Annotated in this window: 16 protein-coding genes and 1 pseudogene; all 17 read left to right on the plus strand. The window is 73.9% G+C overall.

Annotation, left to right across the window (positions count from 1 at the left end):
* Positions 1-183: 183 nt before the first annotated feature.
* Entirely contained in the window at positions 184-1,533 is a 1,350-nt protein-coding gene (locus tag WCD74_RS24090; RefSeq protein ID WP_337697432.1) for a DUF8814 domain-containing protein, read from the plus strand.
* Positions 1,517-2,926 carry a polysaccharide lyase family 20 protein gene (locus WCD74_RS24095; protein WP_337697433.1) on the plus strand — a complete coding sequence of 470 codons (1,410 nt, stop codon included), beginning with the start codon at positions 1,517-1,519 and terminating at the stop codon, positions 2,924-2,926. The genes WCD74_RS24090 and WCD74_RS24095 overlap by 17 nt, the downstream gene beginning before the upstream one ends.
* Before the next feature lie 242 nt (positions 2,927-3,168).
* Complete coding sequence (gene ftsZ / locus WCD74_RS24100) at positions 3,169-4,431, plus strand: cell division protein FtsZ (protein ID WP_337697434.1); 1,263 nt, start codon at positions 3,169-3,171, stop codon at positions 4,429-4,431.
* A 13-nt stretch (positions 4,432-4,444) separates the two neighbouring features.
* Complete coding sequence (pgeF, locus tag WCD74_RS24105) at positions 4,445-5,155, plus strand: peptidoglycan editing factor PgeF (protein WP_337697435.1); 711 nt, start codon at positions 4,445-4,447, stop codon at positions 5,153-5,155.
* Positions 5,152-5,880, plus strand: coding sequence for a YggS family pyridoxal phosphate-dependent enzyme (locus tag WCD74_RS24110; RefSeq protein ID WP_337697436.1), 729 nt, complete (start codon positions 5,152-5,154; stop codon positions 5,878-5,880). Before pgeF ends, WCD74_RS24110 begins: the two co-directional genes overlap by 4 nt.
* Before the next feature lie 820 nt (positions 5,881-6,700).
* Positions 6,701-6,958 (plus strand): annotated as a pseudogene (locus WCD74_RS24115) (cell division protein SepF); the annotation flags it as partial.
* Between the two features lie 385 nt (positions 6,959-7,343).
* Positions 7,344-8,285 carry a DivIVA-like cell division protein Wag31 gene (gene wag31, locus WCD74_RS24120; protein WP_337697437.1) on the plus strand — a complete coding sequence of 314 codons (942 nt, stop codon included), beginning with the start codon at positions 7,344-7,346 and terminating at the stop codon, positions 8,283-8,285.
* A 71-nt stretch (positions 8,286-8,356) separates the two neighbouring features.
* Positions 8,357-10,051: a hypothetical protein gene (locus WCD74_RS24125; protein WP_337697438.1), complete on the plus strand. Its 1,695-nt coding sequence runs from the start codon at positions 8,357-8,359 to the stop codon at positions 10,049-10,051.
* A gap of 35 nt (positions 10,052-10,086) precedes the next feature.
* Complete coding sequence (locus WCD74_RS24130) at positions 10,087-10,896, plus strand: class I SAM-dependent methyltransferase (protein ID WP_337697439.1); 810 nt, start codon at positions 10,087-10,089, stop codon at positions 10,894-10,896.
* A 57-nt stretch (positions 10,897-10,953) separates the two neighbouring features.
* Entirely contained in the window at positions 10,954-12,438 is a 1,485-nt protein-coding gene (locus WCD74_RS24135) for a potassium/proton antiporter (RefSeq protein ID WP_337697440.1), read from the plus strand.
* Positions 12,439-12,488: 50 nt separating this feature from the next.
* Complete coding sequence (gene lspA / locus WCD74_RS24140; protein WP_337697441.1) at positions 12,489-13,058, plus strand: signal peptidase II; 570 nt, start codon at positions 12,489-12,491, stop codon at positions 13,056-13,058.
* Positions 13,055-13,990 (plus strand): RluA family pseudouridine synthase, encoded by a 936-nt coding sequence (locus WCD74_RS24145; RefSeq protein WP_337697442.1) that lies wholly within the window; start codon positions 13,055-13,057, stop codon positions 13,988-13,990. The genes lspA and WCD74_RS24145 overlap by 4 nt, the downstream gene beginning before the upstream one ends.
* Positions 13,991-14,055: 65 nt before the next feature.
* Positions 14,056-14,706, plus strand: coding sequence for a hypothetical protein (locus WCD74_RS24150; protein WP_337697443.1), 651 nt, complete (start codon positions 14,056-14,058; stop codon positions 14,704-14,706).
* A 144-nt stretch (positions 14,707-14,850) separates the two neighbouring features.
* Complete coding sequence (locus tag WCD74_RS24155) at positions 14,851-16,140, plus strand: NAD(P)/FAD-dependent oxidoreductase (protein ID WP_337697444.1); 1,290 nt, start codon at positions 14,851-14,853, stop codon at positions 16,138-16,140.
* Positions 16,141-16,245: 105 nt separating this feature from the next.
* On the plus strand, positions 16,246-17,223 hold the full coding sequence (locus tag WCD74_RS24160) for a malate dehydrogenase (RefSeq protein WP_337697445.1): 978 nt from the start codon (positions 16,246-16,248) through the stop codon (positions 17,221-17,223).
* Between the two features lie 44 nt (positions 17,224-17,267).
* A complete protein-coding gene (gene dapA, locus WCD74_RS24165; RefSeq protein WP_337697446.1) occupies positions 17,268-18,110 on the plus strand; it encodes a 4-hydroxy-tetrahydrodipicolinate synthase in 843 nt (280 codons plus the stop codon).
* A gap of 821 nt (positions 18,111-18,931) precedes the next feature.
* The gene (dnaE, locus tag WCD74_RS24170) at positions 18,932-22,474 is read left to right on the plus strand and encodes a DNA polymerase III subunit alpha (RefSeq protein WP_337697447.1); all 3,543 of its coding nucleotides are present in this window, start codon (positions 18,932-18,934) and stop codon (positions 22,472-22,474) included.
* Positions 22,475-22,821: the final 347 nt, after the last annotated feature.

The following is a 22,821-nucleotide window of genomic DNA, read 5'->3' on the forward strand; positions in this document are numbered from 1 at the left end:
GACCCTCGTCCGGGTGGACGGCCCTCCTCCGGGCGACCTGTGAAGTGGTTGTGACCTGCACGAACGGGTTTCACCACTCTGGTTATCACTCACGTGCACACCACGCGTTTCGCTTGACCCCCATGTGTCACGCAGCGTCAACTCTGCGCCGTCGGCACGACGGTGGGGAGAGGTGCGAGCACGATGACCAAGAGGACCGGCCGCGACTCCGGGGGTGCGGCTCCCCCACGGGTCCGGCGGGCGCTGGCGGGCGCCCTCGCCGCTGCCGCGGCCGCCTCGATCCTGGGGGCGACCCTCGGCCACGCACCCGTGGCGCGGGCGGCCGAACCGGGGGAGTCCTGGATCCCGGAGCTCGCCGTCGAGGGCGGGGACGACACCAACGTCGTCGCCACCACCGGCGCGATCCGGCTCGCCGACGGCGTCGTCCGCGCGCAGAGCGCCCGCTCGACGCGCAACGAGGGCGAGCTGCTCCTCCCGCCCCGCCGCCTCACCGCGCCCGCCACGTCGATCGCCGCCGAGGCCACCGCGGACGTCCCGCCGGGCGCCGAGGTGCTCGTCGACGTCCGCGGCCTGCGCTCCGACGGCACCTGGAGCCAGTGGAGCACCGCCGGACCGGCCGGCCCGGCCGTGCTCGCCCAGCCCGCGACGGAGGTGCAGGTCCGGGTCACCCTCGTCGGCGGCGACTTCGGTGCGAGCCCCGCGCTGCAGCGGCTCTGGCTCGCGGGCGAGCGCGGGACCACCGCCCCCGCCCCCACCACCGCACCCACCCCTGCACCCACCACCGCGCCCGCCCCGCCGACCGTCCCCACGGCCGCCCCCGCGCCGCAGCCCGAGCCCGCCAAGGCCGCCCCGGTGACCAGCCGGGTCTTCGCCACCCGGATCGGCCTGGTCGGCAACACCACCGCCAACGGCCACGTCATCGTCCCGCGCGACCACTTCGTCGCCCTGCCCTCGCGCCGCGGTCTCTCGCCCCGGGACAAGGGCGACTACACCGTCAAGGTCTGCGCCGCGAACGGGCGGTGCGCCTGGTCGCCGGTGTGGGACGTCGGGCCCTGGAACATCCGCGACGACTACTGGAACCCGCCGGGCACCCGCCAGGAGTGGGGTGACCTGCCGCAGGGGTTCCCGCAGTCCCAGGCCGCCTTCGAGCGTGGCTACCACGGCGGCAAGGACGGGTTCGGACGGCGGGTCGCGAACCCCGCGGGCATCGACCTCGCCGACGGCACCTACTACGACGACCTGCAGCTGCGGGACAACGCGTGGGTCACCGTCACCTACCTCTGGACCGCCACCGGGCCGTCGGCCCTCGCCCGCCCCACCGCCGCCCCGACCGTGGTCGTCCGCTCCGCCCCGACCGACGCGTCGTCCTCGGTCGGTGCCGTCGCCGCCGGGGCGCGGATGGCCGTCACGTGCTCCGCCGCCGGCCAGCTGCGCGCCGGCTCGCAGGGCTCGAGCGACCGGTGGCTGCAGATCGGTCCCCAGCAGTACGTCCCCGCCGCCGCCGTGGAGGCCCCCCGTGTCGCGCCCTGCTGATCTCCTCGAACCCCTCGCCCCCCGCCCGCTCTCCCCGCACGCCGGCCCGGGCGCGACGCCCCCGACCGCCCCCGAGGACCGCGAACGCCGTCGCCGCACCCGCCGTCGGGCCGCCCTCGCCGCGGGGGCCGGTGCGTTCCTCGCGGCCGTCGTCGGCCTCGCGGCCTCGGCGGCCGCCGTCCCCGGCGGCGAGACGTGGGGCAGCGAGCTCGCCGTCTCCGGCGGGGACGACGTCAACGTCTCCCTCGTCGACGGCGCGGTGCGGCTCGCCACGCCGTCCACCGCGAAGGCCCGCTCCGAGGGCGTCATGCTCCTCCCGCCGCGCCGCCCGGCCGCGCCCGCCAACGCCGTCACCACCGAGCTCACCGCGGACCTGCCGCCCGGCACCTCCGCCCGCGTCGACGTGCGCGGCATCCTGCCCGACGGGTCGTGGAGCCGGTGGCTGCCCACGAAGGACGACGTCCGCACCGTCCTGCCCGCGACCACCACCCAGGTGCAGGCGCGGGTGGTCATGCTCGGCGGGTCCGGATCGGTGAGCCCCGCCGTCGAACGGCTCTGGATGACCACCTCGACGACGAGCGCCGCCCCCGCCACCGGGACCGCCCCGGCCGCGCCGACCACGACCGCGCCGGCCACCACGAGGCCCCCGGCCCCGCCCTCGACCACCGTCATCCCGATCCGACCCGGTGCGCCGGCGCCGGCCGCGACCCCGAACGCCGCGCCGACCCCGGCGGCGAAGCCGATCTGGGACGCGGCGATCACCGCACAGGGCCTCGGCATGTTCAAGGACACGCCCTGGAACATGGTCGGGGCGAAGACGCCGACCGTCGTGCCGGCCACCGACCTGGCCGGGCGCAAGGCGCTGAAGTTCACGATGCCTGGCGGCGGCAAGCGCTCCGAGATCGAGCCGAACGTCGACAACTTCACCGAGGGTCAGGACCGCTACATCCGCCTCTCGGTCCGGCTGGCCGACGGGTTCCCGGTGGACACCGACTCCTGGCAGCTCATCACCCAGTTCAAGAACGAGGGCACCGGCAGCCCGCCGCTCGAGCTGCGCATCGGCAACGGCAACTTCGTCCTCTCCGGCGGCTTCGGTCACCCGAGCGGCTCGAAGAGCTTCGACAAGGTGATCGCGCCGGCCGCCGTCGGGAAGGTGACGACGCTCGTGCTGCACGTGAAGTTCTCGTCCACGAGCTCGAAGAGCGTCGTCGACGCGTGGGTCGACGGGCAGCAGAAGGTCACCGGCTTCCGCCCGCCGGGTGGCACCCTCTACCCGGGCGACTACAGCTACTGGAAGCTCGGGCTCTACCGCGACACCGGCATCGGGAAGACCTCGACCTACGAGCTCTCCGACGCCAAGCTCGGCGACTCCTACGCCGCCGTGGCCGGCTGACCATCCGGGCCCTCCGGACCCTCGACCCGCCGTCGAGGGTTCGGAGGGGGTGTGGCAGACGGGTGACATCGACCCGGGACATGCCCGGCGCGCCTGCGTGCATCGCCGGGTGTCGGCTGCCTACGGTCACGCCGACACCGGAACGGGGAAGCCAACCATAGACCTCCAGGTGAGGTCGAGGGTCGAGGGTTCGCCCGCGTGTCGGCCGGTGTCGCCGAGCTGCAGAGGTGAAAGGCGGTCCCATGACGCCCCCGCACAACTACCTGGCCGTGATCAAGGTCGTCGGCATCGGTGGCGGCGGCGTCAACGCCGTCAACCGCATGATCGAGGTCGGCCTCAAGGGGGTCGAGTTCATCGCGGTGAACACCGACGCCCAGGCGCTGCTGATGTCCGACGCCGACGTCAAGCTCGACGTCGGCCGCGAGCTCACCCGCGGGCTCGGTGCGGGCGCGGCGCCCGACGTGGGCCGCCGCGCGGCCGAGGACCACGCCGAGGAGATCGAGGAGGTCCTCAAGGGGGCCGACATGGTCTTCGTGACGGCGGGTGAGGGCGGTGGCACCGGGACCGGCGGCGCCCCGGTGGTCGCGAGCATCGCCCGCAAGCTCGGCGCGCTGACGATCGGCGTCGTCACCCGCCCGTTCTCCTTCGAGGGCAAGCGGCGCGCGACCCAGGCCGAGAACGGCATCACCGAGCTGCGCAACGAGTGCGACACGCTCATCGTCATCCCGAACGACCGGCTCCTGCAGCTGGGCGACGTCTCGCTCTCGTTGATGGACGCCTTCCGGTCCGCCGACGAGGTCCTCCTCTCCGGGGTCCAGGGCATCACCGACCTCATCACGACGCCGGGTCTGATCAACCTGGACTTCGCCGACGTCAAGAGCGTCATGTCCGGGGCGGGCAGCGCCCTGATGGGCATCGGCTCCGCGCGGGGCGACGGGCGCAGCGTCGAGGCCGCGGGCAAGGCGATCAACTCGCCGCTGCTCGAGGCGTCCATGGACGGCGCCTACGGCGTGCTGCTGTCGATCGCGGGCGGCTCGGACCTGGGCCTGTTCGAGATCAACGAGGCCGCGTCGCTGGTGCAGGAGGCCGCGCACCCGGACGCGAACATCATCTTCGGGACGGTCATCGACGACTCGCTGGGCGACGAGGTCCGCGTCACCGTCATCGCCGCGGGCTTCGACTCCGGCACCGTCCCGCACGCCAAGGCCGTCCCGAGCGCGATCGGGTCCACCGGCCGGACGGGCCCGGGCCGGGGCCCCATCGCCGGCGGCGACTCCGGCCCGCGGCAGCCCTCGGCCCCGCCGAGCCAGCCGCCGAGTCAGCCCCAGCCGGCCATCCCGACGGCGGTCGCCCAGGCCCCGACGACCCCGTCGATGCCGGTGCCGAAGCCGGAGGAGGTCGAGGCCGCCAAGGAGGGGTCCGCGGACGCGGCGTCCACCCCGTCGGCGACGTCGTCGAAGGGCAAGGACGAGGACGACGTCGACGTCCCCTCGTTCATGCGCTGAGAGAATCGGACGCGTGCGGGTACGTCGTGTCCTGACCACGCGTGCGGGCGGCCGGTCGAAGCCCCCGTACGACTCCTTCAACCTCGGCGACCACGTGGGCGACGACCCCGCGGCGGTCGCCGCGAACCGCGACCGGCTCGCCCGGGGCATCGGCCTCGGGCCCGGCCGGGTCGCGTGGATGAACCAGGTCCACGGCACGGACGTGGTGGTCGTCGACGGCCCGCAGGAGGAGGTCCCGACCGCGGACGCCCTCGTCACCGAGCAGCCGCGGCTCGCGCTCGCCGTCGTCGTGGCGGACTGTGTGCCGGTGCTGCTGGCCGACCCGGAGGCCGGCGTCGTCGCGGCGGCGCACGCGGGCCGGACCGGCGCGGCCGCGGGCGTGCTGCCCGCGACGCTGCGCGCGATGGAGGAGCTCGGCGCGGAGCGCGACCGGGTCGAGGTCCTGCTCGGGCCGAGCGTGTGCGGGCAGTGCTACGAGGTGCCCGCCGCGATGCGCGACGAGGTGGAGGCCGCGCTGCCCGGCAGCGCGGGCACCACCCGCGTCGGCACGCCGTCGCTCGACCTGCGGGCCGGGCTGGTGCGCCAGCTCGGCGACGAGGGCGTCCTCAAGATCGACGCCGACGGGCGCTGCACCTTCGAGGACGACCAGCTCTTCAGTCACCGGCGCGCCCGACCCACCGGACGCCTCGCCGGGGTCACGTGGTGGGAGTACGACCGCCGGTGACCCCGTCCGAGGTGGAGGAGCGCCGGGAGGGCCTCCGTCGGGCGCTGGCCGACGTGCGGGCGCGGATCGACGCCGCGGCCCGCGCCGCCGGGCGCGACCCCGCGGAGGTCGAGCTGCTCGCCGTCACGAAGACCTGGCCGGCCTCCGACGTCGCGCTGCTGGTCGACCTGGGCCTGGCCGAGTTCGGGGAGAACAAGGAGCAGGAGGGCGCGGCCAAGGCCGCCGAGCTCGCCGACCTGCGGCCGGAGGCCGAGGTGCGGTGGCGGGTGGTCGGACGGCTGCAGCGCAACAAGGCGCGCTCGCTCGCGCGGTGGGCGCACGCGGTGGACTCCGTGGACTCCCCGCGGCTCGCCGACGCCCTCGACCGCGCCGCGGGCGCCGCGGAGGAGGCGGGGGAGCGCTCCGGGCCGCTGCACGTGCTCGTGCAGGTCAGCCTCGACGGCGCGGAGGGGCGCGGGGGCGTCCCGGTCGACGAGGTCGCGGCGCTGGCCGAGCGTGTCGACGCGGCGGCACACCTGTCACTCGACGGCGTGATGACGGTGGCGCCGCGCGACGCCGAGCCCGCGGAGGCCTTCGCCACGTTTGCCGCCCTCGCCGAGTGGGTGCGCCGGGACTTCCCGGGGGCGCGGACCCTCTCAGCAGGCATGTCGGGGGATCTGGAGGCCGCGATCGAGCACGGTTCGACGTGTGTGCGTGTCGGAACGGCCCTCCTCGGCACCCGGTAGCTAGCGTTCCGTGTGAGTGAATGACACGGATGTAAGTCGGCGGTCCCGCGGGTCGGTCGGCGGTGGTGAAGGGGAGAGGGCTGCCATGACCGCTCTGCACCGGGTGAAGGCGTACTTCGGCATGGTGCCCGCGGACGAGCTGGACGCCTACGACGGCTACGGCGATCCCCGCGACCGCTACGACGACTACGGGCCGGATCGCTACGGGCGCCGTCGGCACGAGGCGGACCGGTACACCGACCGCTACGAGGAGCGCCGGGACTCCAGGGACTCCTACGACCGGGACTCCTACGACTCGTTCGACGCCTACGACGACCGCTTCGACGGCGACCGGTACGCCGACCGCTACGAGCGCGCCGGCGAGCGTCGCCCGGAGCGCGCCGACCGGTCCGCCGCCGAGGACCGGGCCCGCGCCCCGCGCCCCCGGGACCCCGAGCCGGAGGGGCGCGCCGAGCGCGACCTGGCGCACCTGCGCGCCGAGACCGACCGGACGTCGTCCGGCGACCGCGACGAGGAGGCCGACGTGTCCGTGCGCTCGAACAGCCGGGGCCGGAGCTGGGAGCAGAACACCGGCCCGAACCACACCTCGCGGTCGCGGTCGTCCGCGCTGGCCGCGGTCGGGGGGACCTCGTCGTCCGGCTCGTCGTCCGGGTCGCTCTCCGGGTCGCTCGCCTCCGCCGGCGGCTCGTCCGCCGCCGAGTCGCTGCGCGCCTCCGGTGCGGCCGCGCTCGCGCTCGGGGTCGAGGAGGAGGCCCGCCCGGTGCGCGCGGTCGAGTCGTCGCCGGTCACGGCGAAGGGCCCGGACACCCCCGCGGTCCCGGAGATCACCACGCTGCGGCCGACCAGCTACAACGAGGCCCGGGTCATCGGCGAGCGCTACCGCGACGGCATCCCGGTGATCATGAACCTGACCGAGATGGACGACGCCGCCGCGAAGCGGCTCGTCGACTTCGCGGCCGGGCTCGCGTTCGCCCTGCGGGGCTCGATCGAGAAGGTCACGAACCGGGTGTTCCTTCTCTCACCGCCCAACGTCGAGGTCTCGGCGACCGATCGGCGCAAGTTCGCGGAGACTTCCTGACCCCCGGTTCCTGAGCCGAATCTGAGAGCGGGCAAGCCCTCTCCGAGCGATTGCGTTCAGTGGTCGCACGGGGGCGGTGAGCGTCCGACCGGTCCGTCGAGGGCCGGTGGAGCAGGCGAAGTCCGATCGTCACGGGCGGTGCGCCGCGGTGAGCGGTCCCGCACCGTCCGGCCGATCGCTCTCAGGCGTGTCGCGAGGTACGCGTGTGGGTGGACGTCCCGTGATCCGTGGCGCTGTGTCACCGATCGGGCGTCGTACGCAGCGCATGACTGGACCCGTCCACTATGGTTCACCTGCTCGCAGAGGTCATACTCTGCGGGTCGCGGAGCTCGAAGAGCCCGAGGTACCTGGGGTTCCGCAGCCAAGGAGTGCTTGAGGAGATCCGATGCCGCTGACCCCTGCCGACGTCCACAACGTCGCGTTCAGCAAGCCGCCGATCGGCAAGAGGGGCTACAACGAGGACGAGGTCGACGCGTTCCTCGACCTCGTCGAGGCCGAGCTCGGGCGTCTGATCGAGGAGAACAACGATCTCCGCGAGCAGGTCGAGCAGCTCGAGCAGCAGCTCTCGAGCGCCCACGCCGACCTCGACGACGCCCGCAGCAAGGCCGCAGCCGCCCCGTCGCAGCCGAGTGCGCCGTCCCAGCCCCCCGCGCCGGCGACCACGATGGTCCAGCCCCCGCAGCAGCGTCCGGTCGAGGACGCCCCGCGGACGGTGCAGCAGCCGATGCCGGTGGCACAGCAGCCCGTGCCGCAGCAGCAGTCGGTCGTGCCGCCGCCCTTCGGGTCGGACCCGTCCCCCATGGGCGGCGGGGGTGACCACCACGTCCAGGCGGCCAAGGTCCTCGGGCTCGCCCAGGAGATGGCGGACCGTCTGACCGCGGAGGCCAAGTCCGAGGCCGACGGGATGCTGTCCGACGCGCGGACCAAGTCCGAGCAGCTCCTCTCGGAGGCGCGCACCAAGTCCGACAGCATGGTCAACGAGGCGCGCAGCCGCGCCGAGACGATGCTGAACGACGCCCGCACCCGGGCGGAGACGCTGGAGCGGCAGGCCCGCGACAAGGCGTCGACCCTGGAGCGGGACGCCCAGCGCAAGCACAACGAGACGATCACGCTCATCGAGCAGCAGAAGACCGGTCTCGAGAAGAAGATCGACGAGCTGCGCACGTTCGAGCGGGAGTACCGCACGCGACTCAAGACCTACCTGGAGTCGCAGCTGCGTGACCTGGAGGGCCGAGGATCGGCGGCACCCGCCGACGGCGCCGGCCGGAACGGTTCCGGGGGTTACGCGACCAGCGGTTACGGCTCGCGGGCCGAAGCCGGCAGCTGAGTCGGTCGACTCGGTCGGGGCAGGGGAAGGCCTCCGATCGATGAGCCGACGCGGTACGTGAGGGGCCGACCGTGCTACTGCTCGTCCTGCTCTGCGTCGTCGTGGCGTTCGCCCTGCTCGTGGTCGCCGTGGTCACCACCACGGCGGCCTGGGCGTGGGGTTCGGTCGCGGCGAGCGCCGTGGCGGCGGCCCTGCTGATCGCCGACGTCCTGCGGCGCCGCAAGGCCCGTGCGGCCACTCCGGAGCCCGTCGCGGCGACGGCCGGTGCTCCCGGCCAGGAGCCGTGGCAGCAGCAGCCCGCCGACCGGGCGCCCTCGCAGCCGGTGGGCGCCCCACCGTCCTCCGGCCCGGTGCCGCAGGACGGTGCCGGCCCGGTGGCGAGCCGACCGTTCGCCGACGCACCGCAGCAGTCCGCGGGCCAGAGGGGCCCGGGTGGCCCCGGCGGTCCCGGCGGGCGCCCGTCGATGCCCCCGCCGCCGGCCCGGCCCCGCGGCATCCCGCGCGGACTGCGCGCCCCGGCGACCGGCCGTCTCGGGCACGACCCGTCGCGGGTGCCGAACGCCCCCGAGGGCTCTCGGTTCCTCGGCCTCGTGCCACTGCCGAACACCCCGGCCGCCGGTCCCGGCGGCCGTCCCCTCGGCGGCCCCCCGCCGCAGGGCCCGGGTGCCCCGCAGGGCCCGGGTGCCCCGCAGGGCGCCGGGCGCGCCGGAGGTCCGCAGGGGCCGTTCGCGCCGGGGTCGGTCCCGCCCACCTCCACGCCCTACGGCGGCCCGCCGCAGGCACCCGCCGCCCACGCGGCCGGCGGGACCGGGGAGGACGCGCGGCCGGAGACCGCCGCGACGTCCGATGCGCGGGCCGCGGAGACGGCGGCGGACGAGCCGAGGTCGAACGGCCGCGCCACGACCGCCGCGACGGCCGGCGCCGCCGGTGCCGCCGGTGCTGCGGCCGCCGGAGCGGCTGCGACGCACGGACCGGAGGACGAGCAGGACGCCACGAACCGGATGTCGGCGGAAGCGCTGGACCGGGTGCGGCGCGGGCCCACCGGGCCGACCGGACCGTCGTCGGACGCCGCGGCGCCCGAGCGGGCCGACGGCGCGGAGCCACAGCGACCCCGCGGACCCGAGTCCGCGGGTGACACCCGGCCGGGCGGCCCCGACGACCCCCGGGCCGATGACGGCCGCCGCGCCCCGGCCGGCCCGCCGAGCCGGCCCGTGGAGGCCGTCGACGGTGCGCCGACCGCCGGTGGGCAGGGCCCGCCCCCCGGGCGGCAGGGACCCGAGACCCCGGGCCGGCCGCCGCAGCAGGGTGACGCGGCCGGTACGGCCCAGACCCGCCTCGGCCAGGGCCCGCCGCCGCAGAACCCGGGGACACCCGGCGCGCCGAACCAGGCCGGGCCCACGCAGGCCGGGCCCACGCAGGCCGGCCAGGGCCCCGGCGGCCAGGTCCCGGGCCGCAACGGCGCCGGACACCAGGGCGCCCCGCCGCCGATGGCGCCGCCCCCGATGGCCCCGCCCGCCCGCGCGCCGGAGCCGGAGGACGAGAACCCGGAGGCGGCCGCGCTCGACGTCGTCGTCGCCCGGGTCGACGAGGTGCTGGTCATCGACGAGGAGCCGCGGTTCCACCTCGGCCGGTGCGGCTACCTGTTCGGCCGCGAGGTGATCCCGCTGCCGGTGTCCGAGGCGATCGAGCTCGGCTTCACCGGGTGCTCGTGGTGCACCCCGGTCCAGTCACTGGCCGAGCAGCACGGCGCGGACAGTCGCCGCTGACCCGATCCGCCGCCCGGCGTGATCGGATGGGCGTCGTGGACACCCCGACCGGTACGCAGCCCACCACCGCCGCCGGCCGCTGGACCGCCCTGATGGCGGCCCGGCGCGTCCCGGACGAGATCCTCGCCCACGCCCCGGCCAGCCCCTACCGGCAGGACCCGGAGCGCTTCCGGCCCGTCGCCGCCCCGCCCGACACCCCGTCGCGTCGCGCGGCCGTGGCCCTCCTCGCCGCCTCGGCGGACCGGACCGTGCTCGACGTCGGGTGCGGCGCGGGAGCGGCCTCGCTCGCGCTCGTGGGGGAGGCCCGGCACGTCGTCGGGGTCGACCCGGCGTCGGACATGCTCGCGGCCTTCGTCGCCGCCTGTCTGGAGTGGGGAATGCCCTACCAGGGCGTCCTCGGGTCGTGGCCCGAGGCGCTGGACGACGCCGGGACCGCCGAGGTCGTGCTGTGCCACCACGTCGGCTACGACACCGGCGACCTCGCCGCCTTCGCGGCCGGGCTGGGCGCGGCCGCGCGCGTCGGCGTCGTCATGGAGATCCACGCCGAGCACCCGCAGGCCTGGCTCGACCCGTTCTTCGAGCGCTTCCACGGTCTGCGCCGGCCCGCCCCGCCGACCGCCGACGACGCGCTCGCGGTCCTGACCGAGCTGGGCGTGGACCCGCAGGTCGAGCGGTGGACCGCCGAGGTCCGCCCGGTCGAGGACCCGCAGGCCCGCGCCTCCCGGGTCACCCGCCGGCTGTGCCTGCCGCCGGAGCGTGCCGGGCACGTCGCGACGGCGCTCGCCGCCCACGACGGACCGACCGCGCCGCCGGCGGAGCGGGTCACGATCAGCTGGCGGCCGTGACGGGGCCGCTAGGATCACCACTTCCGTCGGGGTGAGGCGAACGGAGGACCGCGGCACGTGGACCGGCTGCCGCTGCTGCTCGGGATCGGCTCGGCCGTCGTCCTGCTCGCGGTCGTCGCCGTCCGCTTCTCCACGCGGCTCGGGCTGCCCTCGCTGCTGCTCTACCTGGGCATCGGGGTCCTCATCGGCGAGTCCGGCCTCGGCATCCGGTTCGACGACGCCGACCTCACGCAGGCCCTCGGGCTCGCCGCGCTCGTGCTGATCCTGGCGGACGGCGGGATCTCCACCCGCTGGTCCACCGTCCGGCCCGCCCTCGGCCTCGGGATCGCGCTGTCGACGGTGTCGGTGGTGGTCAGCATCGGCGTGACCGGCTTCGCGCTGCACTGGCTGCTCGGCCTGGACCTGCGGGTCGGCTTCCTCTGGGGCGCGGTGCTGTCGTCCACCGACGCGGCGGCGGTGTTCAGCGTGCTGCGCGGCCTCGGGCTCGGCGGGCGGCTGGTCGGCGCGCTGGAGCTGGAGTCCGGGCTCAACGACGCCCCGGTGTTCATCGCGGTCGTGCTGCTGTCGGCCGGGACGGCGCTGTCGTGGACCGACCCGCTGCTCGTGGTCTACGAGCTCGTCCTCGGCGGCGTGCTCGGCGGACTGCTCGGCCGGGTGGGGGCGGCCGGGCTGAAACGGGCGGCGCTCCCCGCCACCGGCCTGTACCCCCTGGCCACGCTCGCCGTCTGCGTCGGGGCGTTCGCGCTCGTCCAGAGCCTCCACGCCTCCGGGCTGCTCGCCTGCTACGTCGCCGCCCTCGTGCTCGGCAACGCCGCGCTGCCGCACCGCGAGGGCACCCGCTCGTTCGCCGAGGGCCTCGGCTGGCTCGCCCAGATCGGGCTGTTCGTGCTGCTGGGGCTCTACGTCTCCCCGGACCAGCTGCTCGACGCCGTCGTCCCGGCCCTGATCGCCGCCGCGGTCCTGCTGGTGCTGGCGCGCCCGCTGTCCGTGATGGCGGCGACCGTGTGGTTCCGGCTGCCGTGGCAGGAGCAGGCCTTCCTGTCGTGGGCGGGGCTGCGCGGAGCCGTCCCGATCGTGCTCGCACTCATCCCGCTGACCAGCGGGCTCGACGGCGCCCGCGAGCTGGTCGACGCGGTGTTCGTGCTCGTGGTGGTCCTGACCGTCGTGCAGGGGACCACCCTCCCCGCGGTCGCCCGGTTCCTCGGGCTGGCGAAGCCCCAGGTGCAGGAGATCGAGGTGGACGCGGCGCCCCTCGAGGCGCTGCGGGCCGACCTGCTGCAGATGACCGTGCCGCAGGGTTCGCGGATGCACGGGGTGTACGTGCGGGAGCTGCGGCTGCCCGAGGGCACCGGGCTGTCGCTGGTGGTGCGCCGCGGCGCGAGCTTCACCCCGCAGGGCGACACCCGCCTGCAGGAGGGCGACCAGCTCCTAGTCGTCGCGACCGCCACCGCGCGGGAGGCGGCCGAGCGGCGGCTGCGCGCGGTCGACCGCTCCGGTCGCCTCGCCCGCTGGCGCGGCGACTCCGGCACCGCCGCGACCTGAGCGGCGGGGTCCTCACACCCCTCCCCGGTGCGTCGGGGGAGGATGGGGTCATGACCGACGCCAGGGAGGACACGGACCCCGTCGAGCGCGGGGAGACCGCCCCCGCCGCCCGACGCCGGCTGCCGCTGCTGGTCGTCGTGGCGGTCGTCGTGCTCGTGGCCGACCTCGCCACGAAGATCGCGATCGTGGCCTCGATGGCCGACGGCGAGCGCATCCCGCTGCTGTTCGACGGCACCGTGAGCCTGGTCCTGGTCCGCAACCCGGGGGCCGCGTTCTCGCTGGCCACCGGCATGACCTGGCTGCTCACCCTGGTGGCCGTGGCGGTGGTGGTCGGCATCGTGCGCTTCGCGCGCCGGCTGCGGTCGCCGGGCTGGGCGGTCGCGCTCGGGCTGGTGCTGGGGGGAGCGGTCGGCAACCTGGTCGACCGGTTCTTCCGCAGCCCTGGGCCGCTGCGCGGGCACGTCGTCGACTTCGTCTCCGTCGGCTGGTGGCCGGTGTTCAACGCCGCCGACTCCGCGATCTGCCTCGGCGGGGCGCTGCTGGTCGTGCTGGCGCTGTGGGGCGTGGAGATCGACGGTTCCCGCGCCGGTGCGAAGGAACCGATGGGGGAGTCGACGTGACGCTGCGCGAGCTCCCGGTGCCCGACGGGCTCGAGGGAATGCGGCTCGACGCCGGGCTCTCCCGGCTGCTCGGGCTGTCCCGCACGGTGGTGGCGGCCCTCGCCGAGGAGGGGGCCGTCCGGCTCGACGGCGACACGGCCGGCAAGTCCGACCGGCTCGTCGCGGGCAGCTGGCTCGAGGTCGACCTGCCCGACCCCGAGCGGGAACCGGCCGAGCGCATCGTCACCGCCCGGGCCGTCGAGGGCCTCGTCGTGCTGTACGAGGACGACGAGATCGTGGTCGTCGACAAGCCGGTCGGGGTCGCGGTGCACCCGAGCCCGGGCTGGGGTGGGCCGACCGTCGTCGCGGGCCTCGCCGCGCTCGGCGTCTCGATCGCGACGTCGGGGGCGGCCGAGCGCCAGGGCATCGTGCACCGGCTGGACGCGGGCACCACCGGCGTCATGGTGGTGGCGAAGTCCGAGCGCGCCTACTCGGTGCTCAAGACCGCCTTCCGCGAGCGGACCGTCTCGAAGACCTACCTCGCCGTCGTGCAGGGCCACCCCGACCCGAGCGAGGGCACGATCGACGCCCCCATCGACCGGCACCCCCGCCACGAGTGGCGGTTCGCGGTGATGACCGACGGCAAGCCGTCCGTCACCCACTACCGGACCCTGGAGGCCTTCCCGGCCGCCTCGCTGCTCGAGGTGGAGCTGGAGACCGGGCGCACCCACCAGATTCGGGTGCACTTCTCCGCGCTGCGCCACCCGTGCGTGGGCGACACCGGCTACGGCGCGGACCCGACGCTGTCGGCGCGGCTCGGGCTGACGCGCCAGTGGCTGCACGCCCACCGCCTGGGGCTGCACCACCCGGCCGACGGCCGCTGGGTGGAGTTCACCAGCGAGCCCCCGGCCGACCTTGCCCACGCCCTCGACGTCCTGCGGGCGTCGAGCTGAGCGAGCCCGACCAGCCCGACCTCCCCCGCTGGCCGCGGTACGCGGTCGCGGCGGCGGTCCTGCTGGTGGTGGTCCTCGTGACGGCGTGGGTGGCCGGCGCGCAGCGGACCAGGCCCGACGACGGCGGGTCCGGCTCGACCGACGTCGTCCGCCTCGGCCCGGACCCGGGCGAGGACGTCGCGGCGTACCTGACGCGGATCGCGGCCGTGCCGGACCCCGAGGACCCGCAGCCCCGCCTGGCCCTGGTGCAGTTCGCGGCGGGCCTGACCCCGGAGGCCGCCGCTCCCGCCGTCGGGAACGCCGTGGGGCTGCGCGCGGTGGTCCGCGTGCCGTTCCCCCGGGTGCAGACCGCCCTGCGCGACGTCGACCTGCAGCCCGCCCCGCCGCTGACCGCCCTGCGGGCGGCACTGACCACCGCCGCGGGGCAGGCCCGGCAGGACGCGGCGACGGGCGCCCCCGGCACGCGGCGGACCGCGGTCGCGGCGGCCGAGGCGGCGGCGCTGGAACGCCCGGACTGCGGCTGCCTGGTGGCGGTGGTCGTCCGGGTCGCCCCGTCCGACGTCGGGTCGCTGCGGTCCGCGCCGGGTGTACGGGGGGTGCAGGTCGCCCCCGTCGGCACGGCCCGGTCGCGGCTCGCGGTGTCGCCGCTGCTGCCCGACCAGGGGCCGGTCGCCGGGCCCGTCCCGGACGACGGGCCGGTGCCCACGGGCGGGTGAGCGGTACCACGACGTGACGTGCGCGGCACGGTCGGAGCTCGCCGGGCACCGCGTGACGGAGGACGATGGCGGGTACGCAGGGTGTGAAGGCCGATATGTCTCTCTGAATCGAATCGGCCCGCCCACGCCGGAGAGGAGACAGGGATGGCTGCCGCGGTGTCCGAGGAGGTCGGGACGGTGGACCGGGACAGCGCCGACAACCGTCCCCACGTCGTCGTCGTGGGGGCCGGGTTCGCGGGGTTGTCCGCGGTGCGCACGCTGCGCAAGGCCCCGGTGCGGGTCACCCTGGTCGACCGGCACAGCTACTCGACGTTCCAGCCCCTGCTCTACCAGGTGGCGACGGGAGCGCTGAACCCCGGTGACATCACCTACGGCGCGCGGTCGTTCGTCTCGACGGTCGGCCGCAAGGGCGAGACGTGGGCGACGTTCCGCAAGGGCGTCGTCACCGAGATCGACCCGGACGCCAAGGTCGTCACGCTCGACGTCGGCCCCCAGCTGACCTACGACTACCTGGTGCTCGCCAACGGCGTCACCACGAACTACTTCGGGGTGCCGGGCGCGCGCGAGAACGCGTACCCCATCTACACCCGCGCCGAGGCGCTCTCGGTGCGCGACCGGATGATGGGCTACCTCGACCACATCTCCGCGACCCGCGAGACCACCGGGGCCTCCGTGGTGGTCGTGGGCGGCGGGGCCACCGGCGTGGAGATGGCCGGCACCCTCGCCGAGCTGCGGAACTCGATGCTGCCCGACCGGTTCCCCGAGCTCGACCCGGACCACGTCAAGGTGATCCTGCTCGAGATGACCGACAAGGTCCTCGGCCCGTTCGCCCCGAAGCTGCGCACCTATGCGGCGAACCAGCTGCGCGAGCGCGGCGTGGAGCTCCGGCTGGGCACCGCCGTCGCCGAGGTGCGGCCCGACCGGGTCGTGCTCAAGGACGGTGAGGAGATCCCGGCCCAGATGACCATCTGGGCCACCGGGGTCGCCGCGCACGACACGGTCAAGAAGTGGGGCCTGACCCAGGGCCGCGGCGGGCGGATCGTCGTGGACGACCAGCTCCGTGTGCCCGAGCACCCCGACGTGTTCGTCGCCGGCGACATCGGGATCATCGACGACAACCCGCTGCCGCAGCTCGCGCAGCCCGCGATCCAGACCGGCGCGCAGGTCGGGAAGAACCTGCTGGCCGTGCTCGAGGGGCGCCCGACCACCACGTTCAAGTACTTCGACAAGGGCACCATGGCCACGATCGGCCGGCGCGCCGCGGTGGCCGAGATCGCGCACGGGCCCAAGCTGACCGGCACGATCGCCTGGCTGGCGTGGATGTTCGTGCACGTGTTCGCGCTGCTGGGCAACCGCAACCGGATCATGGTGTCGCTCGCCCTGCTCTTCCGCTACGTCGGGCAGCGGCGGTCCCAGCTCGTCGTCGGCGACTGACGGTCTCCCCGGCGCGGTGGGGTGACGCGCCTCGCTGCGTCGGGTCCGGGCGGACGTGAAAGGCTCGCGGCCCGACCATCGATCAGTACGTCGCTTGGAGAGAGCATGGCCTCGCCCGTCAACGTCGTCGTCACCGGAGCCGCCGGCCAGATCGGCTACGCGCTGCTGTTCCGCATCGCCTCCGGTCAGCTGCTCGGGGAGGGGCGCCCGGTGCGGCTGAAGCTCCTCGAGATCCCGCAGGCGGTCAAGGCCGCCGAGGGCACCGCGCTCGAGCTCGAGGACGGCGCGTTCGAGCTGCTGGACGGCGTGGACGTCTACGACGACGCCTCGAAGGCGTTCGACGGCGCGAACGTCGGCCTGCTCGTCGGGGCCCGCCCGCGCACGAAGGGCATGGAGCGCGCCGACCTGCTGGAGGCCAACGGCGGCATCTTCAAGCCGCAGGGCGAGGCGCTGAACGGTGCGGCCGACGACGTCAAGGTGCTCGTCGTCGGCAACCCGGCCAACACGAACGCGCTGATCGCCGCGTCGAACTCGGACGTGCCGAAGGACCGCTTCACCGCGATGACCCGCCTGGACCACAACCGGGCCCTCGCGCAGCTGGCCAACAAGTTCGGCGTGGGCGTCGGCCAGATCTCGCGGATGACCATCTGGGGCAACCACTCCGCCTCGCAGTACCCCGACGTCACGAACGTGCTGATCGACGGCAAGCCGGTCGCCGACCAGGTCGACCAGGGCTGGCTCACCGACGAGTTCATCCCGCGCGTCGCGAAGCGCGGCGCCGAGATCATCGAGGTGCGCGGCGCGTCGTCCGCGGCGTCCGCGGCCGCGGCGGCCGTCGACCACGTGCACACCTGGATCAACGGCACCCGCGAGAACGACTGGACCTCCGCCGCGATCGTCTCCGACGGCTCCTACGGCGTGCCCGAGGGCCTCGTCTCGTCGTTCCCGGTGACCGCGAAGGACGGGCGCTTCGAGATCGTCCAGGGCCTGGAGATCTCCGACTTCTCCCGCGAGCGGATCGACGCCTCGGTCGCCGAGCTCGGCGAGGAGCGCGAGGCCGTCAAGAAGCTCGGCCTGGTCTAGACCCGGTGTCGACGCGCGGCACCCGGACAAGGCAACCTGTCCGGGTGTCGCTCGGAACCGTCCTCACCGCCATCGTCACGCCCTTCGACGAGCAGGGGGCGGTCGACGAGAAGACCTTCGTCGCGCTGATGCACCACCTGGCCGCCCACGGGTCCGACGGGATCGTGGTGTGCGGGACCACCGGGGAGTCGCCGACGCTGTCGATCGAGGAGCACATGCGCCTCGTCGAGCTGGCGTGCGCGGAGCGCCCCGCCGGCGTGACGGTGGTCGGCTCGGCCGGGTCCAACGACACCCGGCACGCGGTGGAGATGACGGAGCGGGCCACGGCGGCCGGGGTGGACGCGATCCTGTCGGTCACGCCGTACTACAACCGCCCGAACCGGCGGGGCCTCGCGGCGCACTACCGCGAGATCGCCCGGGCCACCGACAAGCCGATCGTGCTCTACAACATCCCGTCGCGGTGCGCCCGGGACATCGCCAACGACGAGCTGGCCGAGCTCGCCCAGATCGAGCACGTCGACTACGTCAAGCAGGCCGCCAACGCGAACCTCGCCCCGGTCGACGGGCTCGGCATCTACGCGGGCAACGACGAGCTGTACGCCCCGGTGCTGGAGATGGGCGAGTGCGGCGTCATCTCGGTCGCGTCGCACGTGTGCGGCGACCTCATGGCGCGGATGGCCCGCGAGCCGGAGAACCGCGCCGAGCTCGAGGCGGCCTTCAAGCCGATCCTCGACGCGCTCGCCGTCACGGTGAACCCGATCCCGGTCAAGGCGGCCCTGGCGATGCTCGGCCTGTGCGGGCCGGGACTGCGGCTGCCGCTGGTGGAGGCCTCGGACGAGGAGGCCGCGGTGGTGCGCTCGGCGCTCGAGGGTGCCGGCCTGCTGTAGGTGCGGGGGCGCGGTGGTCGCCGTGTCGTCGTGACTCGCCACGACAGGGTGCCGGGGGCCGTCTTGTCGCGGCCTGCTTCGCTCACTCGGCCGTCCTGTCGCTGGGATTCCCCGTGACAAGGTGACCGCGCTCCGTCGGAAACCCGCGACAGGGCGACCGGCGGACCGTAGGAACCGCACGGAGGTGCCGCCGGACCGGTGTCGACCGCGGCCAGGTGCCCCGGAGGTCCGCCCCGACCGCCTCCCCGACGACGGGTGCGCCCGCCTGATTCGAGTGAGGGGCCCCTTCGCTCGATCTATCCGCCGAAGGGCGCCCACGGCCCACCGACCATCGGATGGCGAAGGGCGCCCACGGCCCGTCTACCCGACTGATGGGGCCCGTCGCTCCATGGGCGCCCGAGCCGACGCACGGTGACTGTCGGACCCCTCCGTCACCCTCCTCGCATCGGACGACACGAGGAGGAACCGATGCGGCGGATCGTGGACCTGGCCGAGCTGGGGCGGCTGTGGACGACCGGGGACCTCGTCGACCCGGGAGACGTTGAGGACGAGGACGAGGAGTTCGAGCAGGAGTACGGGCCCGTCCCGTGCGACGGATCCGTGTGCTGTCCGTGCGGCACGTGCGACGGGCTGGAGCACTGCGCAGGCGCCGACACGCCGCCCCGGCGCGGTGAGCAGCGCCGACGCCCCACCGCCCGAGTGAGCGCCGAGACTGTCGGACCCGACGGGTAGCGTGGCCGCAGCCCCGAGACCCCGCGACCGCCTCCTGCAGGCGCCGGGGGCGGGGCGCCAGAGGTAGCCGTCCCGGGGAGGTCTCTCGCGTGTCCGACGACTCGTTCGTCCACCTCCACACCCACACCGAGTTCTCCATGCTCGACGGGGCGGCGCGGCTGGACGACCTGTTCACCGAGGCCGCCCGCATGGGCATGCCGGCCCTCGCGATGACCGACCACGGCAACACCTACGGCGCCTACGAGTTCTGGAAGAAGTCCAAGGCGCACGGCGTCAAGCCGATCATCGGCATGGAGGGCTACATCGCCCCCGGCTCCCGTCACGAGCGCAAGCGCGTGTCGATCGGGCAGAACGCCAACGGCAGCGACAACCCCGATCTCATGTACACCCACATGACGCTGCTGGCGGAGAACACGGAGGGGATGCACAACCTCTTCCGGCTCTCCAGCCTGGCGAGCCTCGAGGGGTACTACTACAAGCCCCGCATGGACCGGGAGCTCCTGGAGACCTACGGCAAGGGGATCATCGCGACGACGGGGTGCCCGTCCGGCGAGGTGGCCCGCCTGCTCCAGCAGGGCGACCGCGACGGCGCGATGCAGGCCGCGAGCGACTACCGCGACATCTTCGGCCGCGACAACTTCTTCTGCGAGCTGATGGACCACGGCATCGAGATCGAGCGCCGGGTCCGCGACGACCTGTACGACCTGAAGAAGAAGCTCGACCTGCCGGGTCTCGCGACGAACGACCTGCACTACACCTACGCGAAGGACGCCAAGCCGCACGAGGTGCTGCTCTGCGTCCAGACCGGCAAGACGATGAACGACCCGAACCGCTTCCGGTTCGACGCGCAGGACTTCTACCTCAAGTCGGCCGCCGAGATGCGCGCGCAGTGGGACCCGGTGTTCCCGGAGGCGTGCGACAACACGCTGGCGATCGCGGAGCGGGTCGACGTCACCTTCACCGAGGGCCGCGACCTGCAGCCGGTCGCGCCGGTGCCCGAGGGGGAGACCGAGGGCAGCTGGTTGGTCAAGGAGGTCGAGCGGGGCCTGCACTGGCGCTTCCCGAACGGCGTCCCGGACAACTACCGCAAGCAGGCCGAGTACGAGGTCTCGGTCATCATGCAGATGGGTTACCCGGGCTACTTCCTGGTGACGGCCGACCTGCTGAACTACGCGCGCTCGGTCAACCTGCGCGTCGGGCCCGGCCGCGGCAGCGCCGCCGGCAGCCTGGTCGCCTACGTCCTGGGCATCACCGACCTCGACCCGATCCACCACAAGCTGATCTTCGAGCGGTTCCTCAACCCCGAGCGCGTCTCCATGCCCGACATCGACATGGACTTCGACGAGCGCCGGCGCGGCGAGATGATCCGCTACGTCACCGAGAAGTACGGCGAGGAGAAGATCGCCCAGATCATCACCTACTCCACGATCAAGGCGAAGGCCGCGATCAAGGACTCCGCGCGCGTGCTCTACGGCCAGCCCGGCTACGCGGTGGCCGACCGCATCACCAAGTCGATGCCGCCCGCGGTGATGGGCAAGGACATCCCGCTGTCCGGCGTGTTCGACCCGAGCCACAAGCGCTACTCCGAGGCCGCCGAGATGCGGGCGCTCTACGAGTCGGACCCGCAGGTCAAGGAGATCGTCGACACCGCGAAGGACCTCGAGGGCCTCAAGCGGCAGTGGGGCGTGCACGCCGCCGGCGTGATCATGTCGAAGGAACCGCTGATCGACGTCATCCCGATCCAGCGGCGCGAGGCCGACGGCGCGATCATCACGCAGTTCGACATGGGGGTCTGCGAGACCCTCGGGCTGCTGAAGATGGACTTCCTCGGCCTGCGCAACCTGACGATCATCGACGACGCGCTCAAGAACATCACGCTCAACGGCAAGGAGCCGCTCGACCTCGACCACCTCGGGCTCGACGACAGGGCCACCTACGAGCTGCTGTCGCGCGGCGAGACGCTCGGGGTGTTCCAGCTCGACGGCGGTCCGATGCGCGACCTGCTGCGGCGCATGGCTCCCACCGAGTTCGACGACATCTCGGCCGTCGGCGCGCTGTACCGGCCGGGCCCGATGGGCGCGAACGCCCACAACGACTACGCCGACCGCAAGAACGGTCGCCAGGAGGTCACCCCGATCCACCCGGAGCTCGCCGAGCCGCTCAAGGAGGTCCTCGGCGAGACCTACGGGCTGATCGTCTACCAGGAGCAGGTCATGGCGATCGCCCAGGTGCTCGCGGGCTACTCGCTGGGCAAGGCCGACCTGCTGCGCCGCGCCATGGGCAAGAAGAAGAAGGAGATCCTCGACAAGGAGTACGAGGGTTTCGCCCAGGGCATGAAGGACAACGGTTACTCCGCGGCGGCGATCAAGACGCTGTGGGACATCCTCCTGCCGTTCTCCGACTACGCCTTCAACCGCGCGCACTCCGCCGCGTACGGCGTCGTGTCCTACTGGACGGCCTACCTCAAGGCGAACTACCCCGCCGAGTACATGGCCGCGGTGCTCACCAGCGTCCGCGACGACAAGGACAAGGCCGCGATCTACCTGGCCGAGTGCCGGCGGATGGGGATCACGGTGCTGCCACCCGACGTCAACGACTCGGTGCGCGACTTCGCGCCGGTCGGCGACGACATCCGCTTCGGCCTGGGCGCCATCCGCAACGTGGGCGCCAACGTCGTCGAGTCGATCGTCGGGAGCCGTCGGGAGAAGGGCAACTTCTCCGACTTCTCGGACTTCCTGCGCAAGGTCGAGCAGCAGGTCTGCAACAAGAAGACGGTCGAGTCGCTGATCAAGGCCGGCGCGTTCGACTCGCTGGGGCACCCGCGCAAGGGCCTGGCCCTGGTGCACGCCGAGGCGATCGACGCGGTGATGACCACCAAGCGCGCCGAGGCCGACGGCCAGTTCGACCTGTTCGGCAGCTTCGACGACACCGCCGACGACGAGCCCACCGACACCACGGGCATGTTCGACGTCAAGGTGCCCGACGGCGAGTGGGAGCCCAAGCACCGGCTCGCCCTGGAGCGGGAGATGCTCGGGCTCTACGTCTCCGGGCACCCGCTGAACGGCATCGAGCACGTGCTGGCCAGCCGGGCGGACACGCCGATCACGAAGATCCTCGAGGGCGACGTCGCCGAAGGCGCGGCGGTCACGGTCGGCGGCATCCTCGCGAGCGTCACCCGTCGCGTGAACAAGAAGGGCGAGCCCTGGGCGTCCGCCCAGATCGAGGACCTCGCGGGCGGCATCGAGGTGCTGTTCTTCCCGCGGACCTACGCGGCGGTGTCGATCGACGTCTCCGAGGACGCGATCGTGCTGCTCAAGGGCAAGGTCAACAAGCGCGACGACCGTGTCAGCCTGTTCGTGGAGGACCTCGCGGTGCCCGACCTGTCGACCGGGGCCCAGGCCGCCCCGCCGGTCCGCGTGACCATCGAGAGTGCCCGCTGCACGCCCGAGCGGGTCGGGAAGTTCAAGGAGGTCCTCGTCGCCCACCCCGGGCCGAGCGAGGTCCACCTGACGCTGCTCGCGGCGAACGGCGCATCGCACGTGCTGCGGCTCGACGACGGACTCAAGGTCACCAACTCCGGCGCCCTGATGGGCGACCTCAAGGCGCTCCTCGGGCCCCGCTGCCTGCAGTAGCCGACGGCGGGTCGCGCCGAGTGCTACATCAGACAGGTTCCCGACGCCCCGGGCCTGCCTGGTGCAGCACTCGCGAACGGAAGCCTCCGCCGCGTCGGTGGGGGCGGGCGCGAGAACTACGTGGTGCAGGTTCCCGGCGTCCCAGACCTGCCTGGCGTCGCACTCGGTGCGGCGTCGGCGACGTCCCGGCACCTTGTCGCGGTCTCCCGCCCGGGCCGGCGCGCCTTGAGTTCCTAACGGGAGTCAAGCCGCGGTGTTGGTTCTAGGGTTGGTGGTGGACGGGCCGGTCGATGGAGCGCGCTGCGACTCCTTGCTTCGCCGGCCCGTCCCCGTGTTGGCGGCGCGGT

This window comes from Actinomycetospora aurantiaca, from assembly GCF_037401875.1.
Taxonomy (GTDB): domain Bacteria; phylum Actinomycetota; class Actinomycetes; order Mycobacteriales; family Pseudonocardiaceae; genus Actinomycetospora; species Actinomycetospora aurantiaca.